Origin of the sequence: Roseateles sp. (assembly GCF_019237615.1) — a bacterium.
Classification (GTDB): Bacteria; Pseudomonadota; Gammaproteobacteria; order Burkholderiales; family Burkholderiaceae_C; genus Pelomonas.
The window spans coordinates 42,862-67,705 of record NZ_JAFAGT010000066.1 but is presented as its reverse complement, the minus strand read 5'-3'; the positions used below and the strand labels follow the sequence as shown (position 1 = coordinate 67,705).

Sequence of the window (24,844 nt, the reverse complement as noted above, 5' to 3'; positions counted from 1 at the left end):
TAACTCGTCACATATAATGAGGGGCTTTGTTGGGTGGCGCTCGTGCGTCATCCAGGTGCAATCAGTCTCTGGCAGTTTCGGGGGCTGAGCCGCCCACCCCAGGATCTGGCGCCCATGACCGAGAACGGCCCCCGAAAGACCTGGCCCCCCGCTGTTTCGACGGCCGGCGGCTGGGACGACGACAACGAGGAGCCGCCCGTCAAGGCCTTGAGCCCGGAGGAGGCGGCGGCATTGAAATCCGCGTTGCCGATGCTGTCGCCCTGGCGTGTGCTGGGGTTGCAGCTGGTGGTGGGACTGTTGTGCGTGGCCGTGATCCGGCTGTGGACGGGGTCCGGCGTGGCCATGGTTTCGGCGCTGTACGGTGTCGCGGCGGTGGTGCTGCCAAACATGCTGCTGGCACGGGGCATGACAAAGCGCGTGGACTCTGCGGTCGGTGCGGCTGCCGGGTTCATGGGTTGGGAATTTTTGAAAATCGGTGCATCGATCGCGATGCTGGTGCTGGCGCCGAAGGTGGTGCCGGGCCTGAGCTGGCCAGCCCTGCTGGTCACCCTCGCGGTGTGCATCAAGGTGAACTGGCTGGCGCTCGCATGGCGCGGCCGCAGACTGAACTGACGAGGCAGAACGAAACATGGCAGCAGAAGGCCACGCAACCGCAGCCCCGAGCGCCGGTGAATACATCATTCACCACTTGCAGCACGCGCAGAGCGGCAGCCAGCAGGGCATCGTCGACTTCTCCGTCGTCAACATGGACTCCATCTTCTTCAGCGTGCTGCTGGGGCTGGTGGGTTGCTTCTTCCTGTGGCGTGCCGCGAAGGCCGCCACCTCGGGCGTCCCGGGCCGTTTCCAGGCTGCCGTCGAGATCCTCGTCGAGATGGTCGCCAACCAGGCCAAGGGCATCGTGCACAGCGCCGAGAGCCGCAAGCTGGTGGCCCCGCTGGCGCTGACCGTCTTCGTCTGGATCTTCCTGATGAACGCGATGGACCTGCTGCCGGTGGACCTGCTGCCCTGGGTCTGGCAGAACCTCAGCGGCGACCACCACGCCAAGCTGCGCTCCGTGCCGACGGCCGACCTGTCGATGACGATGGGCCTGTCGATCGGCGTGCTGATCACTTGCCTGGTCTACAACGTGAAGGTCAAGGGCGCCGGCGGCTGGGGCCATGAGCTGATCTCCGCGCCCTTCGGCGACAAGGTCGCGCTGTACCCCGTCAACCTGGCCATGCAGCTGATCGAGTTCGTCGCCAAGACCGTCTCCCACGGCATGCGGCTGTTCGGCAACATGTATGCCGGCGAGCTGATCTTCCTGCTGATCGCGATGATGGGCGGCGCCTGGAGCCTGTCGGCCACCGGCATCGGCCTGGCCATCGGCCACATCATCGCGGGCTCGGTGTGGGCGATCTTCCACATCCTGATCATCACGCTGCAGGCCTTCATCTTCATGATGCTGACGCTGATCTACATCGGCCAGGCCCACGACGCGCACTGATCGCACCCGGTTTCCCCAAGCAGTTTTCCCCTCAACCGTTTCTCTCTCTAAATCCTCTAAGGAGTCATCGTGGAAGTCATTAGCTTTGTTGCTCTCGCCGCTGGTCTGATCATTGGTCTGGGCGCCTTCGGTGCCTGTATCGGTATCGGCATCATGGGCAGCAAGTACCTGGAATCCGCCGCTCGCCAGCCCGAGCTGATGAACGAACTGCAAACCAAGATGTTCCTGCTGGCCGGCCTGATCGACGCGGCCTTCATCATCGGCACCGGTATCGCCCTGTGGTTCGCCACGGCCAACCCGTTCCTGGGCCAGATCGCCCAAGTCGTCGCCAAGTAATTCGACGTTGCCGCCCCGCCCTCGGACTCCTGGGGGCGGCTTCAAGCACTCGAAACTTTGTGAGGCACCACCGTGTTTATTAACGCGTCGCTCATCGTTCAGATGATCGTGTTCCTGATCCTGGTCGGGTTCACGATGAAGTATGTGTGGCCGCCGATCATCAAGGCGCTCGACGAGCGCGCCGCGAAGATCGCTGCTGGCCTGTCCGCTGCCGACAAGGCCAAGGCCGAGCTGGCCGGCGCCGAAGCGCAGATCGCCAAGGAACTGGCCCAGACCAAGGCCGAATCCGGCAAGCTGATCTCGGATGCCGAGAAGCGCGCCGCCGCCATCGTCGACGAGGCCAAGAAGCGTGCCGAAGACGAAGGCGCCAAGATCCTCGCCGCCGCCAAGGCCGATGCCGAGCAGCAGGTGGGCCGTGCCCGCGAAGCGCTGCGCGACCAGGTCGCCGCGCTGGCGGTCAAGGGCGCCGAGCAGATCCTGCACAAGGAAGTCAACGCCGGCGTCCACGCCGATCTGCTGGCTCGCCTGAAGACGGAGCTGTAAATGGCTGAGCTCGCCACCATTGCCCGGCCCTACGCCGAAGCCCTGTTCCAGGTTGCCAAGTCGCACGACCTCGCGGCCTGGGGCCAGCAGCTCGACGCGCTGGCCCAGGTGGCGCAGGACGCCGATCTGCGCCAGTTCGCCGATCATCCCAAGGCCCAGGCCCAGCAGGTCGTCGCGGTCATGACCGCCGCCGCCAAGCAGACCCTGGCCGCCGGTGTGCAGAACTTCCTGAGCACCGTCGTCGAGAACGGCCGCCTGGCCGCGCTGCCCGAGATCGTGGCCCAGTACCACGTGCTGGCCAACGCCGCCTCCGGCGTGTCCGACGCGCAGATCTTCAGCGCCTATGAGATCAGCGACGCCCAGCTCGCCGAGCTCAAGGCCACGCTGGAAAAGCGCTTCGGCCGCAAGCTCGACGCCCATGTGCAGCTGGAGCCCGGCCTGATCGGCGGCGTTCGCGTCGTCGTCGGCGACGAGGTGCTGGACACCTCCGTCAAGGCCCGCCTGGAGCGCATGAAGGTCGCGCTGACTGCCTGATCCGCAGCCCAGCCACGCAAGACATTCCGATTTACCCCGCGTCTGACCCCGCCCTTGATCCGGCGACGGTTCGGCAACCTGGGAGACCAAGCATGCAACTGAATCCCGCTGAAATTTCCGAACTGATCAAGAGCCGCATCGAGGGTCTTGGTGGCAGCACGGACATCCGCAACCAGGGCACCGTCGTGTCCGTTTCCGACGGCATCGTCCGCGTCCACGGCCTCTCGGACGTGATGCAGGGCGAAATGCTCGAATTCCCGCCGGCCGCTGACGGCACGCAGACCTTCGGTCTGGCCCTGAACCTCGAGCGCGACTCCGTCGGTGCCGTGATTCTGGGTGCCTACGAGCACGTCTCGGAAGGCGACACCGTCAAGTGCACGGGCCGCATCCTGGAAGTGCCGGTCGGCCCCGAGCTGATCGGCCGCGTCGTGAACGCGCTGGGCCAGCCCATCGACGGCAAGGGTCCGATCAACGCCAAGATGACCGACGTCATCGAGAAGGTCGCCCCGGGCGTGATCGCGCGCAAGAGCGTTGACCAGCCTGTGCAGACCGGCCTGAAGTCCATCGACTCCATGGTGCCCGTCGGCCGCGGCCAGCGCGAGCTGATCATCGGTGACCGCCAGACTGGTAAGACCGCCGTCGCTATCGACGCGATCATCAACCAGAAGGGTCAGAACATGACCTGCGTCTACGTCGCCATCGGCCAGAAGGCGTCGTCGATCAAGAACGTCGTGCGCTCGCTGGAGCAGGCCGGCGCGATGGAATACACCATCGTCGTCGCTGCCTCGGCCTCCGAGTCCGCCGCGATGCAGTACGTGTCGGCCTACTCCGGCTGCACGATGGGCGAGTACTTCCGCGATCGCGGCCAGGACGCGCTGATCGTCTATGACGACCTGTCCAAGCAGGCCGTCGCCTACCGCCAGGTCTCGCTGCTGCTGCGCCGCCCGCCGGGCCGCGAAGCCTTCCCCGGCGACGTGTTCTATCTCCACAGCCGCCTGCTGGAGCGTGCCGCCCGCGTGAACGCCGACTACGTCGAGGCCTTCACCAAGGGTGAGGTCAAGGGCAAGACCGGTTCGCTGACCGCGCTGCCCATCATCGAGACGCAGGCCGGCGACGTGTCCGCCTTCGTCCCGACCAACGTGATCTCGATCACCGACGGCCAGATCTTCCTGGAAACCAACCTGTTCAACGCCGGTATCCGCCCCGCCATCAACGCCGGTATCTCGGTGTCGCGCGTCGGTGGTGCTGCCCAGACCAAGCTGATCAAGTCGCTGTCCGGCGGTATCCGTACCGACCTGGCCCAGTATCGTGAGCTGGCCGCGTTCGCGCAGTTCGCCTCCGACCTGGACGAAGCCACCCGCAAGCAGCTGGACCGCGGTGCCCGCGTGACGGAACTGCTGAAGCAGGCCCAGTACTCGCCGCTGCCCATCTCGCTGATGGCTGCCTCGCTGTACGCCGCCAACAAGGGCTTCATGGACAGCATCGAAGTGAAGAAGGTCCTGTCCTTCGAACACGGCCTGCACCAGTTCCTGAAGACCAGCCACGCCGCGCTGCTCGCCAAGCTCGAGAACGACAAGGCGATGGACAAGGATGCCGAAGCCGAACTGAACGCCGCGATCACGGCCTTCAAGAAGTCCTTCGCCTGAAGCCACGGAACACGCGGGGCCGAGCCTCAACTTAGCCCCGCACTGAACTAGGAGTTCGAATGGCTTCAAGCAAAGAAATCCGCGGCAAGATCAAGTCGGTCGAGAACACCAAGAAGATCACCAAGGCGATGGAGATGGTCGCCGCGTCCAAGATGCGCAAGGCGCAGGAACGGATGCGCTCGGCCCGCCCCTACGCCGAGAAGATCGGCAACATCGCCGCCGAGCTGGCCAAGGCCAACCCGGAGTACCGCCATCCCTTCCTCGTCAAGAACGAGGACGCGAAGGCGGTCGGCATGGTCGTCGTCACGACGGACAAGGGCCTGTGCGGTGGCCTGAACACCAACCTGCTGCGCGCGGCCACGGCCAAGCTCAAGGAGCTGGAGAACGCGGGCCAGTCGGCCGAGGTCGTCGCCATCGGCGGCAAGGGCCTGGGCTTCATGAACCGCGTCGGCGCCAAGGTCGTGGCCCACGCCACGCAGCTCGGTGACCAGCCCCACATCGAGGCCCTGATCGGCCCCGTCAAGGTGCTGCTCGACGCCTACGCCGCCGGCAAGCTGTCCGCCGTCTACCTCTGCTACACGCAGTTCATCAACACGATGAAGCAAGAGGTGCAGGTGCACCAGCTGCTGCCGCTCAAGGCCAGCGACATGGCGACCGGCCAGTCCGGCCACTCGTGGGACTACATCTACGAGCCCGACGCCGCCACCGTCATCGACGAGCTGCTGGTGCGCTACACGGAAGCGCTGGTCTTCCAGGCCGTCGCCGAGAACATGGCCAGCGAGCAGTCCGCCCGCATGGTGGCCATGAAGGCTGCGACCGACAACGCCGGCACGCTGATCGGCGAGCTGAAGCTGGTCTACAACAAGACCCGCCAGGCCGCGATCACCAAAGAGTTGTCCGAGATCGTCAGCGGCGCGGCCGCGGTGGGCTGATCCAGCCCGAACGCAAAGATTTGAATTGAAGGAACGCACAAATGGCTAACACTCAAACCGTCGGCAAGATCGTTCAGTGCATTGGCGCCGTCGTGGACGTGGAGTTCCCGCGCGACAACATGCCCAAGGTGTACGACGCGCTGAAGATGGAAGGCTCGGCCCTGACGCTGGAAGTGCAGCAGCAGCTGGGCGACGGCGTGGTCCGCACCATTGCGCTGGGTTCGTCCGACGGCCTGCGCCGCGGCACCGAGGTCTACAACACCGGCGACACCATCAAGGTGCCGGTCGGCAAGGCCACCCTCGGTCGCATCATGGACGTGCTGGGCAACCCCATCGACGAGCGCGGCCCGGTCTCCTCCGAGCTGACCGCCTCCATCCACCGCGCGGCTCCCGCCTATGACGAGCTGAGCCCGTCGCAGGACCTGCTGGAAACCGGCATCAAGGTGATCGACCTGATCTGCCCGTTCGCCAAGGGCGGCAAGGTGGGCCTGTTCGGCGGCGCCGGCGTCGGCAAGACCGTGAACATGATGGAGCTCATCAACAACATCGCGAAGGCGCACAGCGGTCTGTCCGTGTTCGCCGGCGTGGGTGAGCGCACCCGTGAGGGCAACGACTTCTATCACGAGATGTCGGACTCCAACGTGGTCGTCCAGGACAAGCTGGAAGACTCCAAGGTCGCCATGGTCTACGGCCAGATGAACGAGCCCCCGGGCAACCGTCTGCGCGTGGCCCTGACCGGCCTGACCATCGCCGAGTCGTTCCGTGACGAAGGCCGCGACGTGCTGTTCTTCGTGGACAACATCTACCGCTACACGCTGGCCGGCACGGAAGTGTCCGCACTGCTGGGCCGCATGCCTTCCGCCGTGGGCTACCAGCCGACGCTGGCCGAGGAAATGGGCCGCCTGCAGGAGCGCATCACGTCGACCAAGGTCGGCTCGATCACGTCCATCCAGGCCGTCTACGTCCCTGCGGACGACCTGACCGACCCGTCGCCCGCCACGACCTTCGCCCACCTGGACGCCACCGTCGTGCTGTCGCGTGACATCGCCGCGCTGGGTATCTACCCCGCCGTCGACCCGCTGGACTCCACCAGCCGCCAGATCGACCCCAACGTCGTCGGCGAAGAGCACTACACGACGACCCGCTCGGTCCAGGCCGTGCTGCAGCGCTACAAGGAACTGCGCGACATCATCGCCATCCTGGGCATGGACGAACTGTCGCCGGAAGACAAGCTGGCCGTGGCCCGCGCCCGCAAGATCCAGCGCTTCCTGTCGCAGCCCTTCCACGTCGCCGAGGTGTTCACGGGCACCCCCGGCAAGTACGTGCCGCTGAAGGAAACCATCCGCGGCTTCAAGATGATCGTCAACGGCGAGTGCGACGCGCTGCCGGAGCAGGCCTTCTACATGGTCGGCACCATTGACGAGGCATTCGAGAAGGCCAAGAAGATCCAGTAAAGCGCTGCGGGGCCTCGGCCCCGTTGCTTCACTGAGTCTTCCCAACCCATCAGCCCAGGACGATTGATATGGCAACCCTCCACGTCGACGTGGTCTCCGCCGAAGAGCAGATCTTCTCCGGCGAGGCCAAGTTCGTCGCCCTGCCGGGCGAGTCCGGCGAGCTCGGCATCCTGCCCAAGCACACGCCGCTGATCACCCGCATCAAGCCGGGCGCCGTGCGCATCGAGCGCACCGATGGCAGCGAAGAATTCGTCTTCGTCGCCGGTGGCATCCTCGAGGTGCAGCCGAACCGCGTGACCGTGCTGGCCGACACCGCCATCCGCGGCAAGGACCTCGACGAGGCCAAGGCGCTGGAAGCGAAGAAGGCCGCCGAGGAAGCGCTGCGCAACGCCAAGGACAAGCTCGACCAGGCAGCGATCCAGGGCGAGCTGGCCATCCAGGCGGCCCAGATCGCCGCGCTGCGCAAGTTCCTCAAGAAGTAAGTCTCCCGCCCCGCCAGGGTGAGACGATGACGGCAGGCCCAGAGCCTGCCGTTTTGTTTTCCGAAGGCTGATTCCCATGACCGCGACGAACGACGCCCTCCGACTGACTGCTCCCGACGGCGCCACCGCCACGCTGAGCCTGCATGGCGCCCACCTGCTCTCCTGGACGCCCGCCGGCGCGCCCGAGCAGCTCTACCTGTCCCCGCGCAGCGAGTTCGCTCCGGGCCAAGCTATCCGCGGCGGCGTGCCGGTGTGCTTCCCGCAGTTCTCCGGCCGCGGCCCGCTGCCCAAGCATGGCTTCGCGCGCACGCAGCCCTGGGAGCTGGTCAGCCAGGAGCAGGGCAGGGACGACGCTCTGGCCGTGCTGCGCCTGCGCGACGGCGACGCGACGCGCGCGATCTGGCCCCATGCCTTCGAGCTGGAGTTGAGCGTGCGCGTGGGCGGACGCACGCTGGACATCGAGCTGGCCTGCGAGAACACGGGCGATACGCCGCTGCAGTTCACGACCGCGCTGCACACCTATCTGCGCGTGGCGGACCTGGACGCGGTCAGCGTCGAGGGACTGGCCGGCCTGCGCTACTTCGACCAGGTCAAGCAGGCCGAGGCGCTGCAGCGCATGGACCTGCTGCTGACCGGCGAGAAGGGCGTGCTGGACCTGGACCGCATCTACTTCGGCGTGAAGGAGCGGCCACTGCTCGTCACGGAGGACCGCCGGCAGGTCGTCGTCCGGCAGCAGGGTTTCGAGGACGCGGTGGTCTGGAACCCCGGCCCCGAGCGCTGTGCCGGCCTGGCCGACATGCCGCCCGAAGGCTGGTCCGAGATGCTGTGCGTGGAGGCGGCCTGCATCGGTCGTCCCGTCGAGCTGCAGGCCGGTGAGAGCTGGGTGGGGCGGCAGAGCCTGCAGCTGGCGTGAATCGGCGCGCCGGCTGCCTGCCCGGGGCCGCAACCGGCCGGGGCCGGCGGGGATAATCCGGCGATGTTCGCCCCCCTGCAAAACGACTGCTTCCTGCGCGCCTGCCTGCGCCAGCCCACCGACCACACGCCCGTCTGGCTGATGCGCCAGGCCGGCCGCTACCTGCCCGAGTACCGTGCCACGCGCGAGAAGGCCGGCAGCTTCATGGGGCTGGCGACGAACACCGACTACGCCACCGAGGTGACGCTGCAGCCGCTGGAGCGCTACCCGCTGGACGCGGCCATCCTGTTCAGCGACATCCTGACCGTGCCGGACGCGATGGGCCTGGGCCTGAGCTTCCAGCAAGGCGAGGGCCCGAAGTTCGCCAAGGTCGTGCGTGACGAGGCGGCCGTCGCGGCGCTGGACGTGCCTGACATGGACAGGCTGCGTTATGTCTTCGACGCCGTCACGTCCATCCGCAAGGCCTTGAACGGCCGCGTGCCGCTGATCGGCTTCTCGGGCAGCCCCTGGACGCTGGCCTGCTACATGGTGGAGGGCGGCGGCTCCGACGACTACCGGCTCGTGAAGAGCCTGATGTATGCGCGCCCCGACCTGATGCACCGCATCCTGGACGTGAACGCGCGCGCGGTCGCGGCCTATCTGAACGCGCAGATCGAGGCCGGCGCCCAGGCCGTCATGCTGTTCGACTCCTGGGGCGGCGTGCTGGCCGATGGCGCCTTCCAGCAGTTCAGCCTGGCCTACTCGCGCCAGGTGCTGGCGCAGGTGAAGACCGAGCACGAGGGCCAGCGCATCCCGCGCATCCTGTTCACCAAGGGCGGCGGGCTGTGGCTGGACGAGATCGCCGCGGCCGGCGCCGATGTCGTGGGCCTGGACTGGACCATGAACCTCGGCGCGGCCCGGGCCCGCGTCGGCGACCGCGTCGCGCTGCAGGGCAATCTGGACCCTAACGTGCTCTTCGCGCCGCCCGAAGCCGTGCGTGCCCAGGTTCGCGCGGTGCTGGACAGTTTCGGCAGGCCTGCGGCCGGCAGCGGCCACATCTTCAACCTCGGCCATGGCATCAGCCAGTTCACGCCGCCCGAGAGCGTGACGGCCCTGGTGGACGAGGTGCACAGCCACTCCCGCAGGCTGCGCGCGGCGCCCTGACGAGGCCATCAGATCTGCAGTTGGCAACGGACTTATCCCCAAATATTGGGATGCGGGCGTTGTCGGCGGTGTTTGATGCGGCGCAGCTAAGAGTTTTCCCGAGTTGTTCCTAAGTGATTGATTTCAAAGGAACTTCGAAAAACGTCGGGGAGCACCTCGGCGCGCCGCCCGGGACCGGTCGGATGCTCGTTCGGCCACGGCGGGCGAAATTGCTCACAAACTTATCCACAGAAATTGTGGGCAACCCAAGAGCCTTTCAAAATCATGAACTTGCGGGTGCTTGCTGAGCCACTGCTTCACAAGAAGCGCGGAGCTGCGCATGGCTGACATGCCCTGCCCCACGACGGTGCGGGTAGCTGTCGACGCCCCTCAGCACAGCGGCCTGAACGGCCCGCTTGACTATGCGAGTGAGCAGGCGCTTGCATCCGGTACGCTGGTGCGGGTGCCGCTGGGCAGGCGCGAGTTGCTGGGCGTCGTCTGGCCGGGGGGCGGGGGCGCGGTCCCGCAGGTCGCCCTGCGGCCGGTGGCCGCGGTGTTCGACGGGCTGGCGCCGCTGGGGGCCGACTGGTGCCGGCTGCTGGACTTCGCGGCCGGCTACTACCAGCGCAGCGTCGGCGAGCTGGCCAGCGCGGTGCTACCGCCGCAGTTGCGTGAACTGTCGCCCGAGCAGCTGACGGCGCGGCTGCGCAAGCTGGAGCGCAAGGTGACCAAGACCGTGGCGCCTCCCGAGCCGGTCAGGCCCGAACTGGCGCCCGAACAGGCACTGGCGGTCGCCGCCATCGAAGGCCAGCTCGCCGGCGCCACGCCCAGGCCGCTGCTGCTGTTCGGCGTGACCGGCAGCGGCAAGACCGAGGTCTATCTGCGCGCCGCCGAGGCCGCGCTGGCCGCCGGCCGCCAGGTGCTGGTGCTGGTGCCGGAGATCAACCTGACGCCCCAGTTGGAAGCCCGCTTCACCGAGCGCTTCGCGGCCCTGCTGCCGCAACCGCTGGCCATCGTGTCGCTGCACAGCGCGCTGACGCCGGCCCAGCGCCTGCAGAACTGGCTGGCCGCCCATCTGGGGCGCGCACGCCTCGTGCTCGGTACGCGGCTGGCGGTGTTCGCATCGCTGCCGGAGCTGGGGCTCCTGGTCGTCGACGAGGAGCACGACCCCTCCTACAAGCAGCAGGACGGCGCACGCTACTCGGCGCGCGATCTGGCCGTCTGGCGCGCCCATGATCTGAAGATCCCCGTCGTGCTGGGCTCGGCCACACCGTCGCTGGAAAGCTGGCAGCACGCCGAGAGCGGCCGTTATGAGCGGCTGACGCTGGCAGCTCGCATCGGCGGGGGGGCCCTGCCCAGGGTGAAGCTGTTCGACATGAAGGCCTTGCCTGCCACCGCCGGCGTGACCACCGCGCTGACCGCGCCGCTGCTGGCTGCGCTGAAGCAGAGGCTGGAGCGCGGCGAGCAGAGCCTGGTGTTCCTGAACCGCCGCGGCTATGCGCCGGTGCTGCACTGCGGCGAATGCCAGTGGAAGAGCGACTGCCCGCACTGCAGCGCCTGGCGCGTATTCCACAAGCGCGACCGCACGCTGCGCTGCCACCATTGCGGCTTCACCGAGCGCGTGCCGCGCGCCTGCCCCAACTGCGGCAACCACGACATCGCGCCCATAGGCCGCGGCACCGAGCGACTGGAGGAGCAGCTGGCCGAGGCGCTGCCCGGCGCGCGCGTGCTGCGCATCGACGCCGACTCCACGCGCCGCAAGGGCGAACTGGAGGCGCAGCTGAAGGCCGTGCACGACGGCGAGGTGGACATCCTCGTGGGCACGCAGATGATCACCAAGGGCCACGACTTCCGTCGCATCCGTTTCGTCGCCGCCGTGAACCCGGACGGCGCGCTGTTCAGCAGCGACTTCCGCGCGCCGGAGCGGCTGTTCGCGCTGCTGATGCAGGCCGGCGGCCGGGCAGGGCGGGACGCGTCGGGCGAGACGCCGGCCGAGATGTGGGTGCAGACCTGGCATCGCGACCACGCCCTCTACCAGGCACTGGCGCGCCACGACTACGAGCGCTTCGCGCGCGACCAGCTGGCCGAGCGCCGCTCGGCCAGCCTGCCGCCGTTCTCGCACCTGGCCCTGCTGCGCGCCGAAGCACGCACGGCGGAGGCGGCCAAGGCCTTCCTCGACGCCGCGGCGGCGCTGGCCCATGACGAGGGCGTGCTGGTCTATCCGCCGGTGCCGCATGCCGTGGCTCGCGTGGCCGACGTGGAGCGCATGCAGATGCTGATGGAGGCCGGGCAGCGCGCGCGGCTGCAGGCCTTCCTGCGCGGCTGGGTGCCCGAGCTGCTGGCGCTCAAGCGCGAGCACAAGGCGGTGCTGCGCTGGGCCGTGGACGTGGATCCGCTGGCGATCTAGCGTCGGTGGCGGGGGCTCTCAGTGGCGCGGCGCGTGGCCCAGGGTGCTGGCCAGCGCCGTGGCGCGGCGGTGCTGCTCCTGGCGGCGCAGCGCGCGGCTGACCGGGCGGGCCAGGGCCACGACCAAGACGCCTAGGACGATGAACACGGTGCCGGCGTCGACCTCGGGCGAGGGGCTGTCGAAATCGCTCTCGGCCGGGAGGTTCTGCGGCGCCCAGGGACTGCCGTTCAGCGAGGTCAGGCTGGCCGAGCCCAGGCGGCTGGCGTCGGCCATCACGCTGGTCGCCGTTTTGTCCACCGCGGCCTTGGGGTGTGCCTCGCGCGTGGCACCGGCCAGGGCGGAGGAACTGAGGGCAGCGAGGGCGACGGCAAGGACCAGGGCTTTCATGCGGCTCACCATGAGGAATAAGGGGCTGATCGCATTGTTCGCAGCCTAGCGCGACTGAGATGTGAAGACTTCACGCACCAGGGGGGGACCCCCGCGAATGGGCGATCAGGCTTGATCTTGTGCGGATGCGCGTGCGGCGGCCTTGGCGGCCAGCTCTTCGCGCATGCGCTTGAGCTTTTCCCTGGGATCCTCGCGTGTGCCGCCCTCGTTGAGCTTCATCTCGGCCAGGAAGCGGCTGGGAATGCCCACGACGGTGTCCCGGCCTTTTTTACGTCTGCGCAAAGTTGAAACAGCCAGCGTCGTGCGCGCGCGGGTGATGCCCACGTACATCAGCCGCCGCTCCTCCTGCAGCGCCTCGGGCGTCAGCTCGGCCTCCTCGCGCTTGAAGGGCAGCAGGCCCTCGTTGACACCGGCCAGCACGACGTGCGGCCATTCCAGGCCCTTGGAGGCATGCAGCGTCGTCAGCGTGACCTGGTCCTGCTCGTCGCCGCGCTCGGCCAGCGACAGGATGACGGAGATGGTCTGGGCCACGTCCAGCACGCTCTGCTTGGGCTCGGTGAAGCTGACGCCGTCCTCCTCGCTGTGCTGGCCGCCGCAGCGCTTGGACACCCAGTCGACGAAGTCCAGCACATTGCCCCAGCGCGCCTGGGCGACCTTCTCGTTCTCCTCGTTGTCGACGAGGTGGGCCTCGTAGGCGATGTCCTTCAGCCACTCCGTCAGCAGCGCGTGCGCGGCGGTGTGGCCCTCGGTGTGCTTGGCGCGGTACTGCAGCTCGTTCACCGCGCGGCCGAACTCGTGCAGCTGCGCCAGCGCGCGGGGCGTGACGGCCGTGGCCAGGCTCTCGGAGAAGAGGGCCTCGAACATGCTGCACTTCCACTGCGCCGAGAAGGTGCTGAGCGCACCCAGCGTCGTGTGGCCGATGCCGCGCTTCGGGGTGGTGACGGCGCGCAGGAAGGCGGGGTCGTCGTCGGGGTTCACCAGCAGGCGCAGCCAGGCGCACAAGTCCTTGATCTCGGCCTTGTCGAAGAAGCTCTGGCCGCCCGAGACCTTGTAGGGGATCTGCGCGCGGCGCAGCGCCTGCTCGAAGACGCGGGCCTGGTGGTTGGCGCGGTAGAGGATGGCGAAGTCCTTGAAGGCCGGGCCCTTGCCGTCGGCGCGCAGTTGCTGGATGCGGGCCACGGCGCGCTCGGCCTCGTGCTCCTCGCCGTCGGCCTCCAGCAGCGCGATGGGCTCGCCGTCGCCGTACTCGCTCCACAGCTTCTTCTCGAACAGCTTGGGGTTGCCGGCGATGACATGGTTGGCCGCGCGCAGGATGGCGCCGGTGGAGCGGTAGTTCTGCTCCAGCGGGATGACCTTGAGCGCCGGGTAGTCGGTCGGCAGCCGCTTCAGGTTCTCGATGGTGGCGCCGCGCCAGCCGTAGATGGACTGGTCGTCGTCGCCCACCGCCGTGAACATGCCGCGCTCGCCGACGAGGGCCTTCAGCAGCTCGTACTGCACGGCGTTGGTGTCCTGGTATTCGTCCACCAGCACGTAGCGCAGCTTGGCCTGCCACTTGGCGCGGGCCTCGTCATCGGTGGTCAGCAGCTTCAGCGGCAGCGTGATGAGGTCGTCGAAGTCCACCGCCTGGTAGGCCGCGAGGCGCTCCTGATAGCGCACCATGACGGCGGCGGCCGCGCGCTCGTCATCGTCCTGGGCGACCTGCGCGGCCTGGGCCGCGTTCAGGCCCTGGTTCTTCCACAGCGAGATGGTCCATTGCCAGCGCCGCGCCTGGTTCATGTCCGTCGTGCCGCCGGCATCCTTCAGCACGTTGAGCACGTCGTCGCTGTCGAGGATGGAGAACTGCTCCTTCAACCCGAGCCGCGTGCCTTCCTCGCGCAGCAGGCGCACGCCCAGCGAATGGAAGGTCGAGATTGCCAGGTCCTTGGCCGCCTTGTTGCCCACCAGCGCCTTGGCGCGCTCGCGCATCTCCTGCGCGGCCTTGTTCGTGAACGTGATGGCGGCGATCTGGCCGGGCCGGTAGCCCGACTGAAGCAGCTGCCAGATCTTGGTCGTGATGACGCGCGTCTTGCCCGAGCCCGCGCCGGCGATGACGAGGCAGGGGCCGCTCAGGTGGTGGACGGCGGCGAGCTGGGCCGGGTTCAGGCCGGCGGACGGCGGGGCGGCAGACATGGGGGGCGCATCATGCCACCCTTGCCACGCCCTCCCCGGGCAAGGCCCTCAGGCCCAGGCCCAGCAGCAGCAGCGTGAAGAACAGGAAGCCGATGCGCGGCGCATCCAGCAGGCTGTCGAAGGCGCCCACCGCGCCGAAGCCGATCAGCCCGGCGACGATGGCCGGCGCGAGCGGATGGTCGCGGCCGCGGCCGAAGCTCAGGCGCACCAGGGCCAGCAGGTAGGCGCCGCCCAGCAGCGCGAGGCCGACGAGGCCTTGCTCGAACAACACGTGCAGGGCCGCGTTCTTGATGTGCCAGGGCAGGTGGTTGCGGTCGCTGGAGAAGAACCAGTGCGCCATCTCGTGGCTGAAGTCGCCGTTCTGCAGCAGCTGGCGGCCCTGGGCGTCCTTCATGGCGATGCGGCCGATGTCGACGCGCGCACCGCGCGTGTCCAGGGCCATGGAGAAGGTCACGAAGCGGGGTGCCCACCAGTCGCCGCCGAGGGCGGGCACGGGGCCGAGCTGGTACTGGCCGGTCTGCCACGCGCCCATGCCGGTCGGCGCGGGCGCGTCCTCGGCCGTGCCCTCGGGCCGCAGCGGCTTGAGCAGCACCTCCAGGGTGCTGCAGTTGTCCGGATAGATCAGGTTCTTCTCGCAGATCTGCATCATCAGGTGGGCGTCCGCCGCCGTGCGGCTGACGACCTGCAGCGTCACCGGGCCGGGCGCGGGGGCGGCGATGCGCTGGCTGATGCGGAACTGCTCGCCCTGGCCCAGCAAATGCTTGCCGGCGGCCATCGCGAGATAGCTCTCGGCCTCCCCGGTGCGCAGTCGGTAGTCGCCGATCTGGGCGCTGGCCGGACCCTCATAGAAATTGCTGGACACGAAACGACCCGAGCCCTTGCCGAGCAGCCATTGCCGCCCGCCATGCAGCAGCCCCAGGCCTTCATGCCAATGCGTCAGCCGGGTCTGGCCGTCTTCCTTCCAGCTGGCGACGCGGTCGCGCAGGTAGGCGCCGCCGCCCAGGGCCGCGACGACGGCCATGACCAGCAGCAGGCCGGCCACCAGCAGGGCGCGCTTGCGCCAGCCGGCCTTGCCGGCGCTGCCGGCGCCCTGCAGCGGCCACAGCCGCGGCTCCAGCAGCATGGCGGCCCAGATGGCCGCCAGCGCGAAACCGGCGGCCAGGGCCGTCCAGCGGCCGGCCGTGCCGCCCCAGTAGTCGGCGACGATGACCATGGTCGCGAGCAGCCAGAACCAGCAGGTCGACACCAGCAGCACGTAGATGGGGCGCGCCTGGCCCGGCGCGTCGCGCCAGCGCAGCAGCGCGCAGCACGCCAGGGCGACGGCATGCAGCACATAGGCCGCCTTGGGCACGGCCAGCGACAGCGCCCAGCTCGCGCCGCCGAGCAGCAGGGCCAGCAGGCCGCCCATCAGCAGTGCCGTCAACCGCTGGCCCAGCGGCGGCAGCCACAGGCTGGCCGGCATGCTCAGCAAGACCACCATGACGAAGAACAGCGCCAGCAGGCCGCGGTAGCCGCCGCCACCGAAGACCAGGGCCGCCGCGAGCGCGAAGGCCGCAGCCATGGCCAGGGCGCCGAGCTTGGCCGGGCGCGACATGGGGGCGTCGACGGCGCCCTGCTCGCCGTCGATGTGGCTGCTTTCCGGCCCCGAGGCCGCCGCGCGGCGGCGCTGGGCGTCGGCCAGCAGCACCATGGGGATCAGCGCCAGCGGCAGCGCCAGGTAGACGCCGCGCGAGAAGGTCGTGAGGATCGCATAGGCCGCCAGCAGCACGATGGCCAGGCCGGCCCCGAAGTGCCAGGGCGAGCGCGTGCGCAGCAGCGCCAGCAGCGCGAAGGGCAGGGTCAGCACGAGGAAACCGTCCAGCGCGGCGCCGCCGACATGCATCTCCCAGAAGAGCGCCGTCGTGCGGTAGTCGGTGGAGAAGTCCAGCAGCTCCGTGTAGGCCAGGCGCTCCCACAGTGCCGCGGCGCTGCCGCCGGCCAGCGCCAGCACCAGGCCCAGCAGCAGGCCGCGCGAGAAGCCCCGCGGCCGCGCGGCCGCGGCGGCCATCCACAGCGGCAGCAGGGCCAGCACGAGGAAGATGGCCTTGGCATTGCGCACCGAGTTCATCGCCTCGTGGTAGCCCTGGAACCAGCCGAAGGTGAAGCCGCCGGCGTCGGCGAAGCCGCGCTTCATGCTCCAGGCGGCGGACAGCGCCAGCGCGAGGATGAGCACGACGACGACCGGCGAGTAGGCCAGGGCATGGCGCCAGGCGGGCGCCCGGTCGCGCGCATTCAGCTGCAGCGCGTAGGCGAGGTAGCCGCCACAGCCGCAGGCCGTGACGAGCAGGTCCATTTCCTCGAAGGTGATCCAGCCGCTCCACGGCGCCAACCCGAGCAGCGGCAGCGGTGCCAGCAGCAGCAGGGGCGTCTTGATCCAGAACAGCGCCGCCAGCAGCACCATGGCGCTCCAGGCCGCGAGCGCCAGCGAGCCGGACAGCGGATGGTGCCAGGCCAGCTCGGCGCCGATGCAGCCCAGGCCCAGGCCCGCCGCCAGGGCCAGCCACTGCAGCCGCGTGCCCGGCAGGATGATCCTGAGTTCGCCGAGGCCCAGCAGGCCCGTGCGCGCGGGTTGGGTACCGACGGCCGCCATCAGTGTTGCCACCGCGGGCCGGGGACGACCGTGGTCGTCATGTCGCCGGTGGCCGCGGCGGCCGGGGGCGGGGCGTTGCAGGCGGCAATCGGCATCGCGCGCAGCGAAGGGGCCATGAGGACCTCCGGGATGGGGGCTCGCATTGTTGCCGAGGCCCGCGCGGCGTGCATCCCCACACAATCCCCCCAACCCGGCGGTGCCGGTCGTTTGCCGGTGCCACGCCGGGGACGGCGCTCAGCCGCGGGGCTGGTGCTGGGAGCTGGCGGTCGGCTCGGTCGGCTCGACGATGCGCGCGGCCATGGCCAGCAGGCCCAGGCCTAGCGCGGCGCCCAGCCAAAGCCAGCGCCGCCACCAGGCCGCAGGCTTGGGCGCCGCCGGCTCGGCCGGCGCCAGTGCGCTGCGCGGCGGGCTCAGTCCCAGCCATTCGCGCAATTCGTCGGCCAGGCCCTCGGCGCCGCGCGTGCGCAGCTCGGGCGACTCGGCCATGGCGGCGCGCAGCAGCGTGTCGAGCCTGGCCTGCTGGGCCTCCTTCAGCAGGGGCCACTGCTGGCCGGCGCCGCTGCGCAGCGGCGCCAGGCCCCTGGGCGTGTCTTCCCAGCCGCAGACCAAGACGCGGCACAGCGCGCCGAGGCCGTAGACCTCGCTGGCCAGGCTGGGTGGTTCGCCGTTGCGGCGCTCGGGCGCGATGAAGGCCGGCGAGGCCCCCAGGCTCAGGCCGCGGTCGAAGGGGTCGGTCGGGTCGGGGATGCGGGCCAGACCCAGGCCCATCAGGCGCACGTTGCCGTCGGGGTCCAGCCAGATCATGGACGGGTCGATCTCGGCCAGCAGCCAGCCCTGCTGGTGGGCCGTGCGCAGCGCCTCGCACAGCTGCACGAGCAGCTCGACGCGCTTGCGCAGGTCGAGCTGCTGCAGCCGAGGGAGCAGCGGCTCGCCATGCATGCCTTCGAGGATCAGATAAGGGTGGGCGTCGGGCGTCACGCCGCTGTCGCTGGGCACCGCGATGTGCGGGTGCTGCAGCTTGGCGAGGTCGCCGGCCTGGTCGGCGTAGCGCAGCATGACGCCGGCGCCCTGGTCGCTGCGGTCCAGCACCAGGACGGCGGCCTGCTGCTCGGTGGCCAGCGCATGGTGGGCGCTGTACCACTGGCCCGCATGCGCCAGCTCGCCGTCGAGCAGCGGCCGGATCAGCCGCCACACGCCCAGGGCCTGCCCTTCCTCCAGCGGAGCGGCGGCGGCCGGCGGCGGCAGTGACAGGTTGGGCATGCGCATGGCGCAGCATATTAGGGGTGGCCCCAGGGTGCCACCATCCCCCCTGCGCCGCAAACCGGGCTCCGCCGCGCATTCGCTCACGGCGCCAGCCGACCGGCGCCGGCCCGCCGGGGCTCAGCGGCGGCGCCGCACCACCCAGGCGATGACGCCGAGGCCGGGCCGCAGCAGCGCATAGGTCCCGGCCTCCGGGATGGGCGGCAAGCCGCCGTCGGCGCAGGCCAGGTTCTCGCAGATCGTGCCGTTGCCGTTGCCCGCGAAGGCCATGCCCGTAGTCCGCCGCGCTGACGCCGGACATCACATGGACCGTGGCGTCCTGCGGCAGGCTCATGCCGGTGAACTGCGCGGCGTCGGAGAAGTCGGCCGCGCCGTTGCCGGAGATGCTGGTGACCAGCCCCGACCTCAGATAGAGCGCCGTGCCATAGCTGAAGCTGTAGCCGCCGATGACGTCTTGTTGATCGTCGGCGGACCTTTGCCGCCGGAGTTCGTCGATTGGCCGTTGCTGAAGACGGCCAGTCTTTCACGGACTGCCGGGCCTGCCATCCCCGGTCGGCGGGACGCTGGGCAGCCGGATGGCCACGCGCAGCCCGCCGTTGTCACGGTTGGCCAGCGCGATACGGCCGTCGTGGGCCTCGGCGATCTCGCGCACCAGCGCCAGGCCCAGGCCGGCGCCGCCCTGGGAGCCGGGCTCCGAGCGCTTGGTGGAATAGAACGGCAGCAGGGCCTGGGCAAGCACCGCCTCGCTCATGCCGGGGCCGCGGTCCAGCACCTCGATGCGCAGCTCGCTGCCCTCCATGCGCAGGCGCAGCGCCACCTCGTCGGGGTCGCTGCCCGATTCGTGGGCGTTCTTGATCAGGTTGAGCAAGGCCTGCTCGATCTGCGCTGGGTCGAACCAGCCGGGCTGCTCGGGCAGCGGGCCGTCGATGCGGAATTCGCCCAGCGTGGCCATGCGGGCCAGGAAGGCCGACCAGTCCACCGCCTGGCGGCGCGGCGCCGGCAGCTTGGCGAAGCGCGCATAGCCCGACAGGAAGCCGTGCAGATGCTCCGCGCGCTCGCCGATGCTGGCCAGCACCTGGGGCAGGCGCTCGATGTTGCCGCGCCGCGCCAGCTCGGCGCCGCTGTGGGCCAGCGACGAGATCGGAGCCAGCGAGTTGTTCAGCTCATGGCTGAGCACGCGGATGACGCGCTTCCACGTCGCCACCTCGGCGCGCGACAGTTCCCGCGTCATGCGCCGCAGCAGCCGCAGCCGGTGCGGCTGGCCCTGCAGCCGGAACGCCCGGGTGCTGTGGTGGAAGGTTTCCTCGGAGCCGTCGGGCAGTGTCACCGCGAACAGCCGGTCGCCGTCGCCGGCGAGGGCCTCGCGCAGCGTCTCCGGCTGGGCCGCGATGACGCTGGGGAAGTCCAGCCCGGTCAGGCTGCGGCCGTCCCCCAGCAGTTGGCGCGCGGCCAGGTTGGCGATGGCGATGCGTTCGCTCGCCGCGGTCAGCACCAGCGCGACCGGCGTGTTCTGCACGATGGTGTCCAGCAGCAGCTCGCGCTGCGTCAGGTGCTGGCGCTGCTCGCGCAGGGCCAGGCCCAGTTCTGCGTGCAGCCGCGTCAGCCCGGCCAGCTCCTGCGGGCCGTTGGGTGCCAGGTTGAGGCTGAAGTCGCCGTCGCGGTAGCTCAGCACGGCGCCTTCCAGCGCGCGCGTCAGCCGCAGCAGCGGCGCCAGCCAGAACGCCGCCAGCCAGCCGATCAGCGGCAGCATCACCAGCACCGCGGCGGCGAGGGCGACGCCCGCATCCAGCCCCACCTTGCGCACGCCGAGGATGACCAGTGGCGGCACGACCGCCGCCAGCGCCAGCGCCAGCATGGCCCGCGTGCGCAGCGACAGCGGCTGCAGCCAGCTCACGGCGCGATCCCGTAGCGTTCCAGTCGCCGGTACAGGGCCTGGCGCGACAGCCCCAGCTGGCTGGCCGCGCGGCTGACGATGCCGCCGGCCGCGGCCAGCGCCGCGGTGACGGCCTCGCGGCTGGGCTCGTCGAGGTTTCGCCAGGCGCCGTTGCCGCCAGCGTCCTCCAGCCCCAGCAGCGCTGGCGTGATCTCGCTGCCCTGGCACAGCAGGGCTGCACGCTCCAGTGCGTTCTTCAGCTCGCGCACATTGCCCGGCCAGCGGTGGGCCAGCAGCGCCTCGCGCGCCGCCTCGCCCAGCCGCGCGCGGCCGGCCAGAAAGTGCTCGGCCAGCGGCAGCACGTCGTCGCGGCGCTCGGCCAGGGCGGGCAGCTTCAGCTCGATGAGGTTGAGGCGGTAGAACAAGTCCTCGCGAAAGGTCCCCGCCTTGACCATGGCGCGCAGGTCCGCGTTGGTGGCGCTGAGCACGCGCACGCGGGTCTGGCGCGTCTTGCTGGAGCCCAGGCGCTCGAACTGGCCCGTCTCCAGCACGCGCAGCAGTTTGACCTGGCCGGCCAGCGGCAGGTTGCCGATCTCGTCCAGGAACAGCGTGCCGCCGTCCGCCGCCTCGAAGCGGCCCATGCGCGCCTTGGCCGCGCCGGTGTAGGCGCCGCTGTCGCTGCCGAACAGCTCGGCCTCGATGAGGTCGGCCGGCAGCGCGCCGCAGTTCAGCGCGACGAAGGGGCCGTCCCTGGCGGCCGAGTTGGCATGGACGAAGGCCGCGACGCGCTCCTTGCCCGCGCCGTTGGGCCCGGTGATCAGCACCGGCACCGGCGCCGCGGCGATCTGGCCGGACAGCTCCAGCAGGCTCAGCATCGCGTCCGAGCCGAACACCAGGCCGGCCAGGTCGTGGCGGCGCAGCAGCGCCGCATGCCGTTCGCGCCGGGCCTCGCGCAGCTGGGCGATCTCGCCGTTCACCTCGCCCAGTTCCAGCAGGTTCTCCACCGTGGCCAGAAGCTTGGCGTCGTCCCAGGGCTTGGCGAGGTAGTCCGCCGCGCCGGCCTTGACGAGGGCGACGGCGGCGTCCAGCCGCGTCCAGGCCGTCAGCAGGATGACCGGCAGGTCGGGGCGCCTGGCGCGGATGGCGCGGAACAGCTGCTCGCCTTCCTCGCCCGACGTCGTGTCGGCCGTGAAGTTCATGTCCTGGATGACGAGGCCGAAGGGCCGCGCCTCCAGCAGCGCCAGGCCTTCCTCGGGGCTGGTGGCCACGCTGGCCTCGATGTCGTGCAGGGACAGCAGCAGCTCCAGTGCCTGGCCCACGCCGGGGTGGTCGTCGATGATCAGAACTCGTCGCATGGCGCGCAGGATACTGAAGCCCTCGCCCAGTCGCGCCGCGCTGGACCTGGCGGAATGGATGACTGGAAGATGAGCGAACAAAAGATCGAGCTGTACGACGGCCCCGCCGGTGGCTGGGGCGCGCTGAAGAGCGTCGCCAGGCATCTGAACGAGCAGGGCGTGGCCGTGAAGGGGGCGAAGACCTTGCTGCACGCCAACCAGGCCGACGGCTTCGACTGCCCGGGCTGCGCCTGGCCCGACCGCGACCACCGCTCCACCTTCGAGTTCTGCGAGAACGGCGCCAAGGCCGTCGCGGCCGAGGCGACGGCGCGGCGTGCGACGCCGGAGGTGATCGGCGCGAAGACCCTGAGCGAATGGGCGGAGGCGTCGGACTACGAGCTGGAGGCGACGGGGCGCCTCACCGAGCCCATGGTCTACGACGCCGAGACGGATCGCTATCGGCGTACCACCTGGGACGACGCCTTTGCGCTGGTCGCGCGCGAGCTGCAGGCGCTGCCCGACCCCAACCAGGCCATCTTCTACACCTCGGGCCGCACCAGCAACGAGGCGGCGTTCCTCTACCAGCTGTTCGTGCGCGAGTACGGCACCAACAACTTCCCCGACTGCTCCAACATGTGCCACGAGCCCAGCGGCGCGGGGCTCAAGCCCACCATCGGCGTAGCCAAGGGCACGGTGACCTTGGCGGACTTCGAGCGGGCGGACTGCATCCTCGTGTTCGGCCAGAACCCGGGCACCAACCATCCGCGCATGCTGGGCGAGCTGCGCGCGGCCCGCAAGCGCGGCGCGCGCATCCTCAGCTTCAACCCGCTGCGCGAGCGCGGCCTGGAGCGCTTCGCCGACCCGCAGAACGCGCTGGAGATGACCACGCTGGGCGACTCGCCGATCAGCAGCCACTACTTCCAGCTCAAGGTGGGCGGCGACTTCGCGCTGCTCAAGGGCATGTGCAAGCGCGTCGTCGAGACCGGTGCGCTGGACCGGGCCTTCATCGCCGAGCACACGCAAGGCTTCGACGCCTTCGCGGCCGAGCTGCGCGAGCAGCCCTGGGAGCCGCTGGTCGAGGCCTCGGGCCTGACGCACGCGCAGATCGTGCAGGCCGCCGACCTCTACGCGGGCAGCGAGCGCGTCATCGCCTGCTGGGGCATGGGCATCACCCAGCACCGGCATTCGGTGGCGACCATCCAGATGATCGTCAACCTGCTGCTGCTGCGCGGCAACCTGGGCCGCGAGGGTGCCGGGGCCTGCCCGGTGCGCGGCCACAGCAACGTGCAGGGTGACCGCACCATGGGCATCTACGAGAGGCCCGCGCCGGCCTTCCTGGACCGCCTGGGCGAGGTCTTCGGCTTCGAGCCGCCGCGCGAACCGGGCTACGACACCGTCGGCGCCATCCAGGCCATGCTGGACGGCAAGGGCAAGGTCTTCATCGCGATGGGCGGCAACTTCGCCGCCGCCACCCCCGACACCGCCGCGACGTGGCGGGCGCTGCGCCAGTGCGAGCTGACCGTGCACATCACGACCAAGTTCAACCGCAGCCATGTCGTGCATGGCCGCAAGGCCCTGGTGCTGCCGGTGCTGGGGCGCACCGAGATCGACGTGCAGGCCGGCGGGCCGCAGGGCGTCACGGTGGAGGACTCGATGAGCATGGTGCACCTGTCCTCGGGCATGAACGCGCCGGCCAGCGAGCACCTGCTCTCCGAGCCCATGCTGGTCGCGCGCATGGCCGCCGCCACCCTGACGAAAAGCCGCACGCCCTGGCTGGCGCTCGCCGGAGACTACGCCGCCATCCGCGACAAGATCGAGGCCGTGCTGCCGGACTTCGCCGGCTTCAACGACAAGATCAGACAGCCTGGCGGCTTCCGCCTGCGCAACACGGCCAGCGAGCGCGTCTGGGCCACGCCCGGCGGCAAGGCCAGCTTCAGCACGCACGCGCTGCCCACCGACCTGGTCGAGCGACGCGTTGCCGAGCGCCAGCGCGACGCGCGGGTCTTCACGCTGACGACGCTGCGCTCCCACGACCAGTACAACACCACCATCTACGGCCACGACGACCGCTACCGCGGCGTCTACGGCCACCGCCGCGTCGTCTTCATCCATGCCGACGACATCGAGGATCTCGGCATGAAGGCCGGAGACTGGGTGGACATCACCAGCCTCTACATCGCCGAGGGCGGCGCCGAAGTGCAGCAGCGCCGCGCCGAGCGCTTCCTGCTGGTCGCCTACGACATCCCGCGCGGCTGCCTCGCCAGCTATTACCCCGAGACGAATCCGCTCGTGCCGCTGGAGAGCTTCTCGCGGGTGGCGCGCACGCCGACGTCGAAGTCCATCCCGGTCATGCTCGTTGCGCATGCAAGCCCGGCTGCTGCAGACGCTGCGTGAGCTGGCGCCCGACGGCGAGCCGGTGGCGCTCGCGCGGCTCGCCAAGCGGCTGGACCAGCGCGTCAGCGTGCTGCTGCGCGAGCTGAGCGGGCTGACCGATGCCAGCATAGGCGGCGTCGCCGGTCCCGGCCTCGTGCGGCTGGCCTGCGACGACGCGGGCCGCTGGACGGTGCGGCTGGTCGTCTAGCGGCGCTGCCGGCGGCTTTTCCTCAGGCCGACCACATGCGGTGCAGGCTGGCGCTGATGAAGTTCAGCCGCGTGCGGTTCTCCCAGGTGATGTTGTAGCCCTCCAGCGCGTTCACCTCGTTCAGCGTCCACAGCAGCTCGCGCTGGGTCTGGTCGGGGATATAGCTCTCGATGAAGGTGATCATCACCAGCCGCCGGCCCGAGCGCACCGGCGTGACCTCGTGCAGCGTGGTCGACGGGTACAGGCTCATCGAGCCCGGCTCGCCCTTGATCGTCACGGCCTCGGTGCCGAGGTGGATGCGTAACTCGCCGCCATCGTAGCTCGAGGGGTCGCCGAGCCACAGCGTGCCCGACACGTCAGAGCGCAGCGGCCCGCCCGGCACGGGCAGCAAGGCCGAGTCGGCGTGCACGCCGTAGGTCATGCCGGGGTCGTACCTGCACAGCAGCGGCGCGGCGACCCGCTTGGGGAAGACGAAGTTGCGGATCTCCTCGTTGCGCATGATGGCCGCGTTGGCGATCTGCGCGGCGCGACCCGCCTCGGGCTGGCCGATGTCCACCTGCAGGTTGTTCTTGGCCAGGCTGTGCGGATTGGAGACGCGGCCATCCACGAACTGCAGAGCGCCGGCGATCCGGGTCAGCTCGTGGAGCTCGGCGGCCGTCAACACATCCTTGACCATCTGGAACATGGCGAACCCTTTGTCGGCGCAGGAGGCTGCAAGGGCTGCGATTCTGCATGGCATCTGGACGGGCGCGGCCACAA

The 24,844-nt window shown here is 69.6% G+C and carries 22 protein-coding genes; 14 read left to right on the top strand and 8 right to left on the bottom strand.

Going from position 1 to position 24,844, the window contains the following annotated elements; all coding sequences use genetic code 11:
- Positions 1-114 precede the first annotated feature (114 nt).
- From JOY88_RS13395 to JOY88_RS13340, 12 genes are all read left to right on the top strand, one after another.
- Complete coding sequence (locus JOY88_RS13395) at positions 115-612, top strand: ATP synthase subunit I (RefSeq protein ID WP_293503127.1); 498 nt, start codon at positions 115-117, stop codon at positions 610-612.
- Between the two features lie 16 nt (positions 613-628).
- On the top strand, positions 629-1,483 hold the full coding sequence (gene atpB, locus JOY88_RS13390) for a F0F1 ATP synthase subunit A (protein ID WP_293503126.1): 855 nt from the start codon (positions 629-631) through the stop codon (positions 1,481-1,483).
- A gap of 69 nt (positions 1,484-1,552) precedes the next feature.
- A complete protein-coding gene (gene atpE / locus JOY88_RS13385) occupies positions 1,553-1,819 on the top strand; it encodes a F0F1 ATP synthase subunit C (protein WP_409983278.1) in 267 nt (88 codons plus the stop codon).
- Positions 1,820-1,891: 72 nt separating this feature from the next.
- On the top strand, positions 1,892-2,362 hold the full coding sequence (locus JOY88_RS13380) for a F0F1 ATP synthase subunit B (RefSeq protein WP_293503125.1): 471 nt from the start codon (positions 1,892-1,894) through the stop codon (positions 2,360-2,362).
- Entirely contained in the window at positions 2,363-2,896 is a 534-nt protein-coding gene (locus JOY88_RS13375) for a F0F1 ATP synthase subunit delta (RefSeq protein WP_293503124.1), read from the top strand.
- A gap of 92 nt (positions 2,897-2,988) precedes the next feature.
- Positions 2,989-4,542, top strand: a complete 1,554-nt coding sequence (atpA, locus tag JOY88_RS13370) for a F0F1 ATP synthase subunit alpha (protein WP_293503123.1) — start codon at positions 2,989-2,991, stop codon at positions 4,540-4,542.
- Positions 4,543-4,601: 59 nt separating this feature from the next.
- On the top strand, positions 4,602-5,474 hold the full coding sequence (gene atpG, locus JOY88_RS13365) for a F0F1 ATP synthase subunit gamma (RefSeq protein ID WP_293503122.1): 873 nt from the start codon (positions 4,602-4,604) through the stop codon (positions 5,472-5,474).
- A 41-nt stretch (positions 5,475-5,515) separates the two neighbouring features.
- Positions 5,516-6,928, top strand: a complete 1,413-nt coding sequence (gene atpD / locus JOY88_RS13360; protein ID WP_293503121.1) for a F0F1 ATP synthase subunit beta — start codon at positions 5,516-5,518, stop codon at positions 6,926-6,928.
- A gap of 68 nt (positions 6,929-6,996) precedes the next feature.
- Positions 6,997-7,410 (top strand): F0F1 ATP synthase subunit epsilon, encoded by a 414-nt coding sequence (locus JOY88_RS13355; protein WP_293503120.1) that lies wholly within the window; start codon positions 6,997-6,999, stop codon positions 7,408-7,410.
- Positions 7,411-7,486: 76 nt separating this feature from the next.
- Positions 7,487-8,323 (top strand): D-hexose-6-phosphate mutarotase, encoded by an 837-nt coding sequence (locus JOY88_RS13350; RefSeq protein ID WP_293503119.1) that lies wholly within the window; start codon positions 7,487-7,489, stop codon positions 8,321-8,323.
- A gap of 63 nt (positions 8,324-8,386) precedes the next feature.
- Positions 8,387-9,466, top strand: a complete 1,080-nt coding sequence (hemE, locus tag JOY88_RS13345) for a uroporphyrinogen decarboxylase (protein WP_293503118.1) — start codon at positions 8,387-8,389, stop codon at positions 9,464-9,466.
- Between the two features lie 319 nt (positions 9,467-9,785).
- Positions 9,786-11,852 (top strand): primosomal protein N', encoded by a 2,067-nt coding sequence (locus JOY88_RS13340; RefSeq protein ID WP_293503117.1) that lies wholly within the window; start codon positions 9,786-9,788, stop codon positions 11,850-11,852.
- An 18-nt stretch (positions 11,853-11,870) separates the two neighbouring features.
- On the opposite strand, the gene JOY88_RS13335 is transcribed toward JOY88_RS13340, so the two are convergent.
- The 7 genes from JOY88_RS13335 to JOY88_RS13305 form a co-directional block, all read right to left on the bottom strand.
- The gene (locus JOY88_RS13335) at positions 11,871-12,239 is read right to left on the bottom strand and encodes a hypothetical protein (RefSeq protein WP_293503116.1); all 369 of its coding nucleotides are present in this window, start codon (positions 12,237-12,239) and stop codon (positions 11,871-11,873) included.
- Between the two features lie 105 nt (positions 12,240-12,344).
- A complete protein-coding gene (locus JOY88_RS13330) occupies positions 12,345-14,408 on the bottom strand; it encodes an ATP-dependent helicase (protein WP_293503115.1) in 2,064 nt (687 codons plus the stop codon).
- Positions 14,409-14,418: 10 nt separating this feature from the next.
- The gene (locus tag JOY88_RS13325) at positions 14,419-17,037 is read right to left on the bottom strand and encodes an O-antigen ligase family protein (RefSeq protein ID WP_293503114.1); all 2,619 of its coding nucleotides are present in this window, start codon (positions 17,035-17,037) and stop codon (positions 14,419-14,421) included.
- Between the two features lie 234 nt (positions 17,038-17,271).
- Complete coding sequence (locus JOY88_RS13320; protein WP_293503113.1) at positions 17,272-18,303, bottom strand: serine/threonine protein kinase; 1,032 nt, start codon at positions 18,301-18,303, stop codon at positions 17,272-17,274.
- A 114-nt stretch (positions 18,304-18,417) separates the two neighbouring features.
- Complete coding sequence (locus JOY88_RS13315; RefSeq protein WP_293503112.1) at positions 18,418-18,567, bottom strand: PEP-CTERM sorting domain-containing protein; 150 nt, start codon at positions 18,565-18,567, stop codon at positions 18,418-18,420.
- 253 nt (positions 18,568-18,820) lie between these two features.
- Positions 18,821-20,191, bottom strand: coding sequence for a sensor histidine kinase (locus JOY88_RS13310; protein WP_293503111.1), 1,371 nt, complete (start codon positions 20,189-20,191; stop codon positions 18,821-18,823).
- A complete protein-coding gene (locus JOY88_RS13305) occupies positions 20,188-21,525 on the bottom strand; it encodes a sigma-54-dependent transcriptional regulator (protein ID WP_293503110.1) in 1,338 nt (445 codons plus the stop codon). The genes JOY88_RS13310 and JOY88_RS13305 overlap by 4 nt, the downstream gene beginning before the upstream one ends.
- A 69-nt stretch (positions 21,526-21,594) precedes the next feature.
- Here JOY88_RS13305 and JOY88_RS13300 point away from each other — a divergent pair, with 69 nt between their 5' ends.
- Entirely contained in the window at positions 21,595-23,898 is a 2,304-nt protein-coding gene (locus JOY88_RS13300) for an FdhF/YdeP family oxidoreductase (RefSeq protein ID WP_293503109.1), read from the top strand.
- Positions 23,867-24,085, top strand: a complete 219-nt coding sequence (locus tag JOY88_RS13295; RefSeq protein WP_293503108.1) for a hypothetical protein — start codon at positions 23,867-23,869, stop codon at positions 24,083-24,085. The genes JOY88_RS13300 and JOY88_RS13295 overlap by 32 nt, the downstream gene beginning before the upstream one ends.
- A 22-nt stretch (positions 24,086-24,107) precedes the next feature.
- Here JOY88_RS13295 and JOY88_RS13290 read toward each other — a convergent pair whose 3' ends face one another.
- Positions 24,108-24,770: a Fe2+-dependent dioxygenase gene (locus JOY88_RS13290; RefSeq protein ID WP_293503107.1), complete on the bottom strand. Its 663-nt coding sequence runs from the start codon at positions 24,768-24,770 to the stop codon at positions 24,108-24,110.
- Positions 24,771-24,844 lie beyond the last annotated feature (74 nt).

Excerpts from the sequence above, each read along its gene's own strand:
- JOY88_RS13335 (WP_293503116.1), bottom strand. The coding sequence starts at position 12,239 with ATGAAAGCCCTGGTCCTTGCCGTCGCCCTCGCTGCCCTCAGTTCCTCC.
- JOY88_RS13305 (WP_293503110.1), bottom strand. The coding sequence starts at position 21,525 with ATGCGACGAGTTCTGATCATCGACGACCACCCCGGCGTGGGCCAGGCA.
- JOY88_RS13350 (WP_293503119.1), top strand. The coding sequence starts at position 7,487 with ATGACCGCGACGAACGACGCCCTCCGACTGACTGCTCCCGACGGCGCC.
- hemE (WP_293503118.1), top strand. The coding sequence starts at position 8,387 with ATGTTCGCCCCCCTGCAAAACGACTGCTTCCTGCGCGCCTGCCTGCGC.
- atpD (WP_293503121.1), top strand. The coding sequence starts at position 5,516 with ATGGCTAACACTCAAACCGTCGGCAAGATCGTTCAGTGCATTGGCGCC.
- JOY88_RS13330 (WP_293503115.1), bottom strand. The coding sequence starts at position 14,408 with ATGTCTGCCGCCCCGCCGTCCGCCGGCCTGAACCCGGCCCAGCTCGCC.
- JOY88_RS13295 (WP_293503108.1), top strand. The coding sequence starts at position 23,867 with ATGCAAGCCCGGCTGCTGCAGACGCTGCGTGAGCTGGCGCCCGACGGC.
- JOY88_RS13395 (WP_293503127.1), top strand. The coding sequence starts at position 115 with ATGACCGAGAACGGCCCCCGAAAGACCTGGCCCCCCGCTGTTTCGACG.
- atpA (WP_293503123.1), top strand. The coding sequence starts at position 2,989 with ATGCAACTGAATCCCGCTGAAATTTCCGAACTGATCAAGAGCCGCATC.
- JOY88_RS13355 (WP_293503120.1), top strand. The coding sequence starts at position 6,997 with ATGGCAACCCTCCACGTCGACGTGGTCTCCGCCGAAGAGCAGATCTTC.
- atpB (WP_293503126.1), top strand. The coding sequence starts at position 629 with ATGGCAGCAGAAGGCCACGCAACCGCAGCCCCGAGCGCCGGTGAATAC.
- JOY88_RS13340 (WP_293503117.1), top strand. The coding sequence starts at position 9,786 with ATGGCTGACATGCCCTGCCCCACGACGGTGCGGGTAGCTGTCGACGCC.
- JOY88_RS13325 (WP_293503114.1), bottom strand. The coding sequence starts at position 17,037 with ATGGCGGCCGTCGGTACCCAACCCGCGCGCACGGGCCTGCTGGGCCTC.
- atpG (WP_293503122.1), top strand. The coding sequence starts at position 4,602 with ATGGCTTCAAGCAAAGAAATCCGCGGCAAGATCAAGTCGGTCGAGAAC.
- JOY88_RS13375 (WP_293503124.1), top strand. The coding sequence starts at position 2,363 with ATGGCTGAGCTCGCCACCATTGCCCGGCCCTACGCCGAAGCCCTGTTC.
- JOY88_RS13290 (WP_293503107.1), bottom strand. The coding sequence starts at position 24,770 with ATGTTCCAGATGGTCAAGGATGTGTTGACGGCCGCCGAGCTCCACGAG.
- JOY88_RS13320 (WP_293503113.1), bottom strand. The coding sequence starts at position 18,303 with ATGCGCATGCCCAACCTGTCACTGCCGCCGCCGGCCGCCGCCGCTCCG.
- JOY88_RS13300 (WP_293503109.1), top strand. The coding sequence starts at position 21,595 with ATGAGCGAACAAAAGATCGAGCTGTACGACGGCCCCGCCGGTGGCTGG.
- JOY88_RS13315 (WP_293503112.1), bottom strand. The coding sequence starts at position 18,567 with ATGGCCTTCGCGGGCAACGGCAACGGCACGATCTGCGAGAACCTGGCC.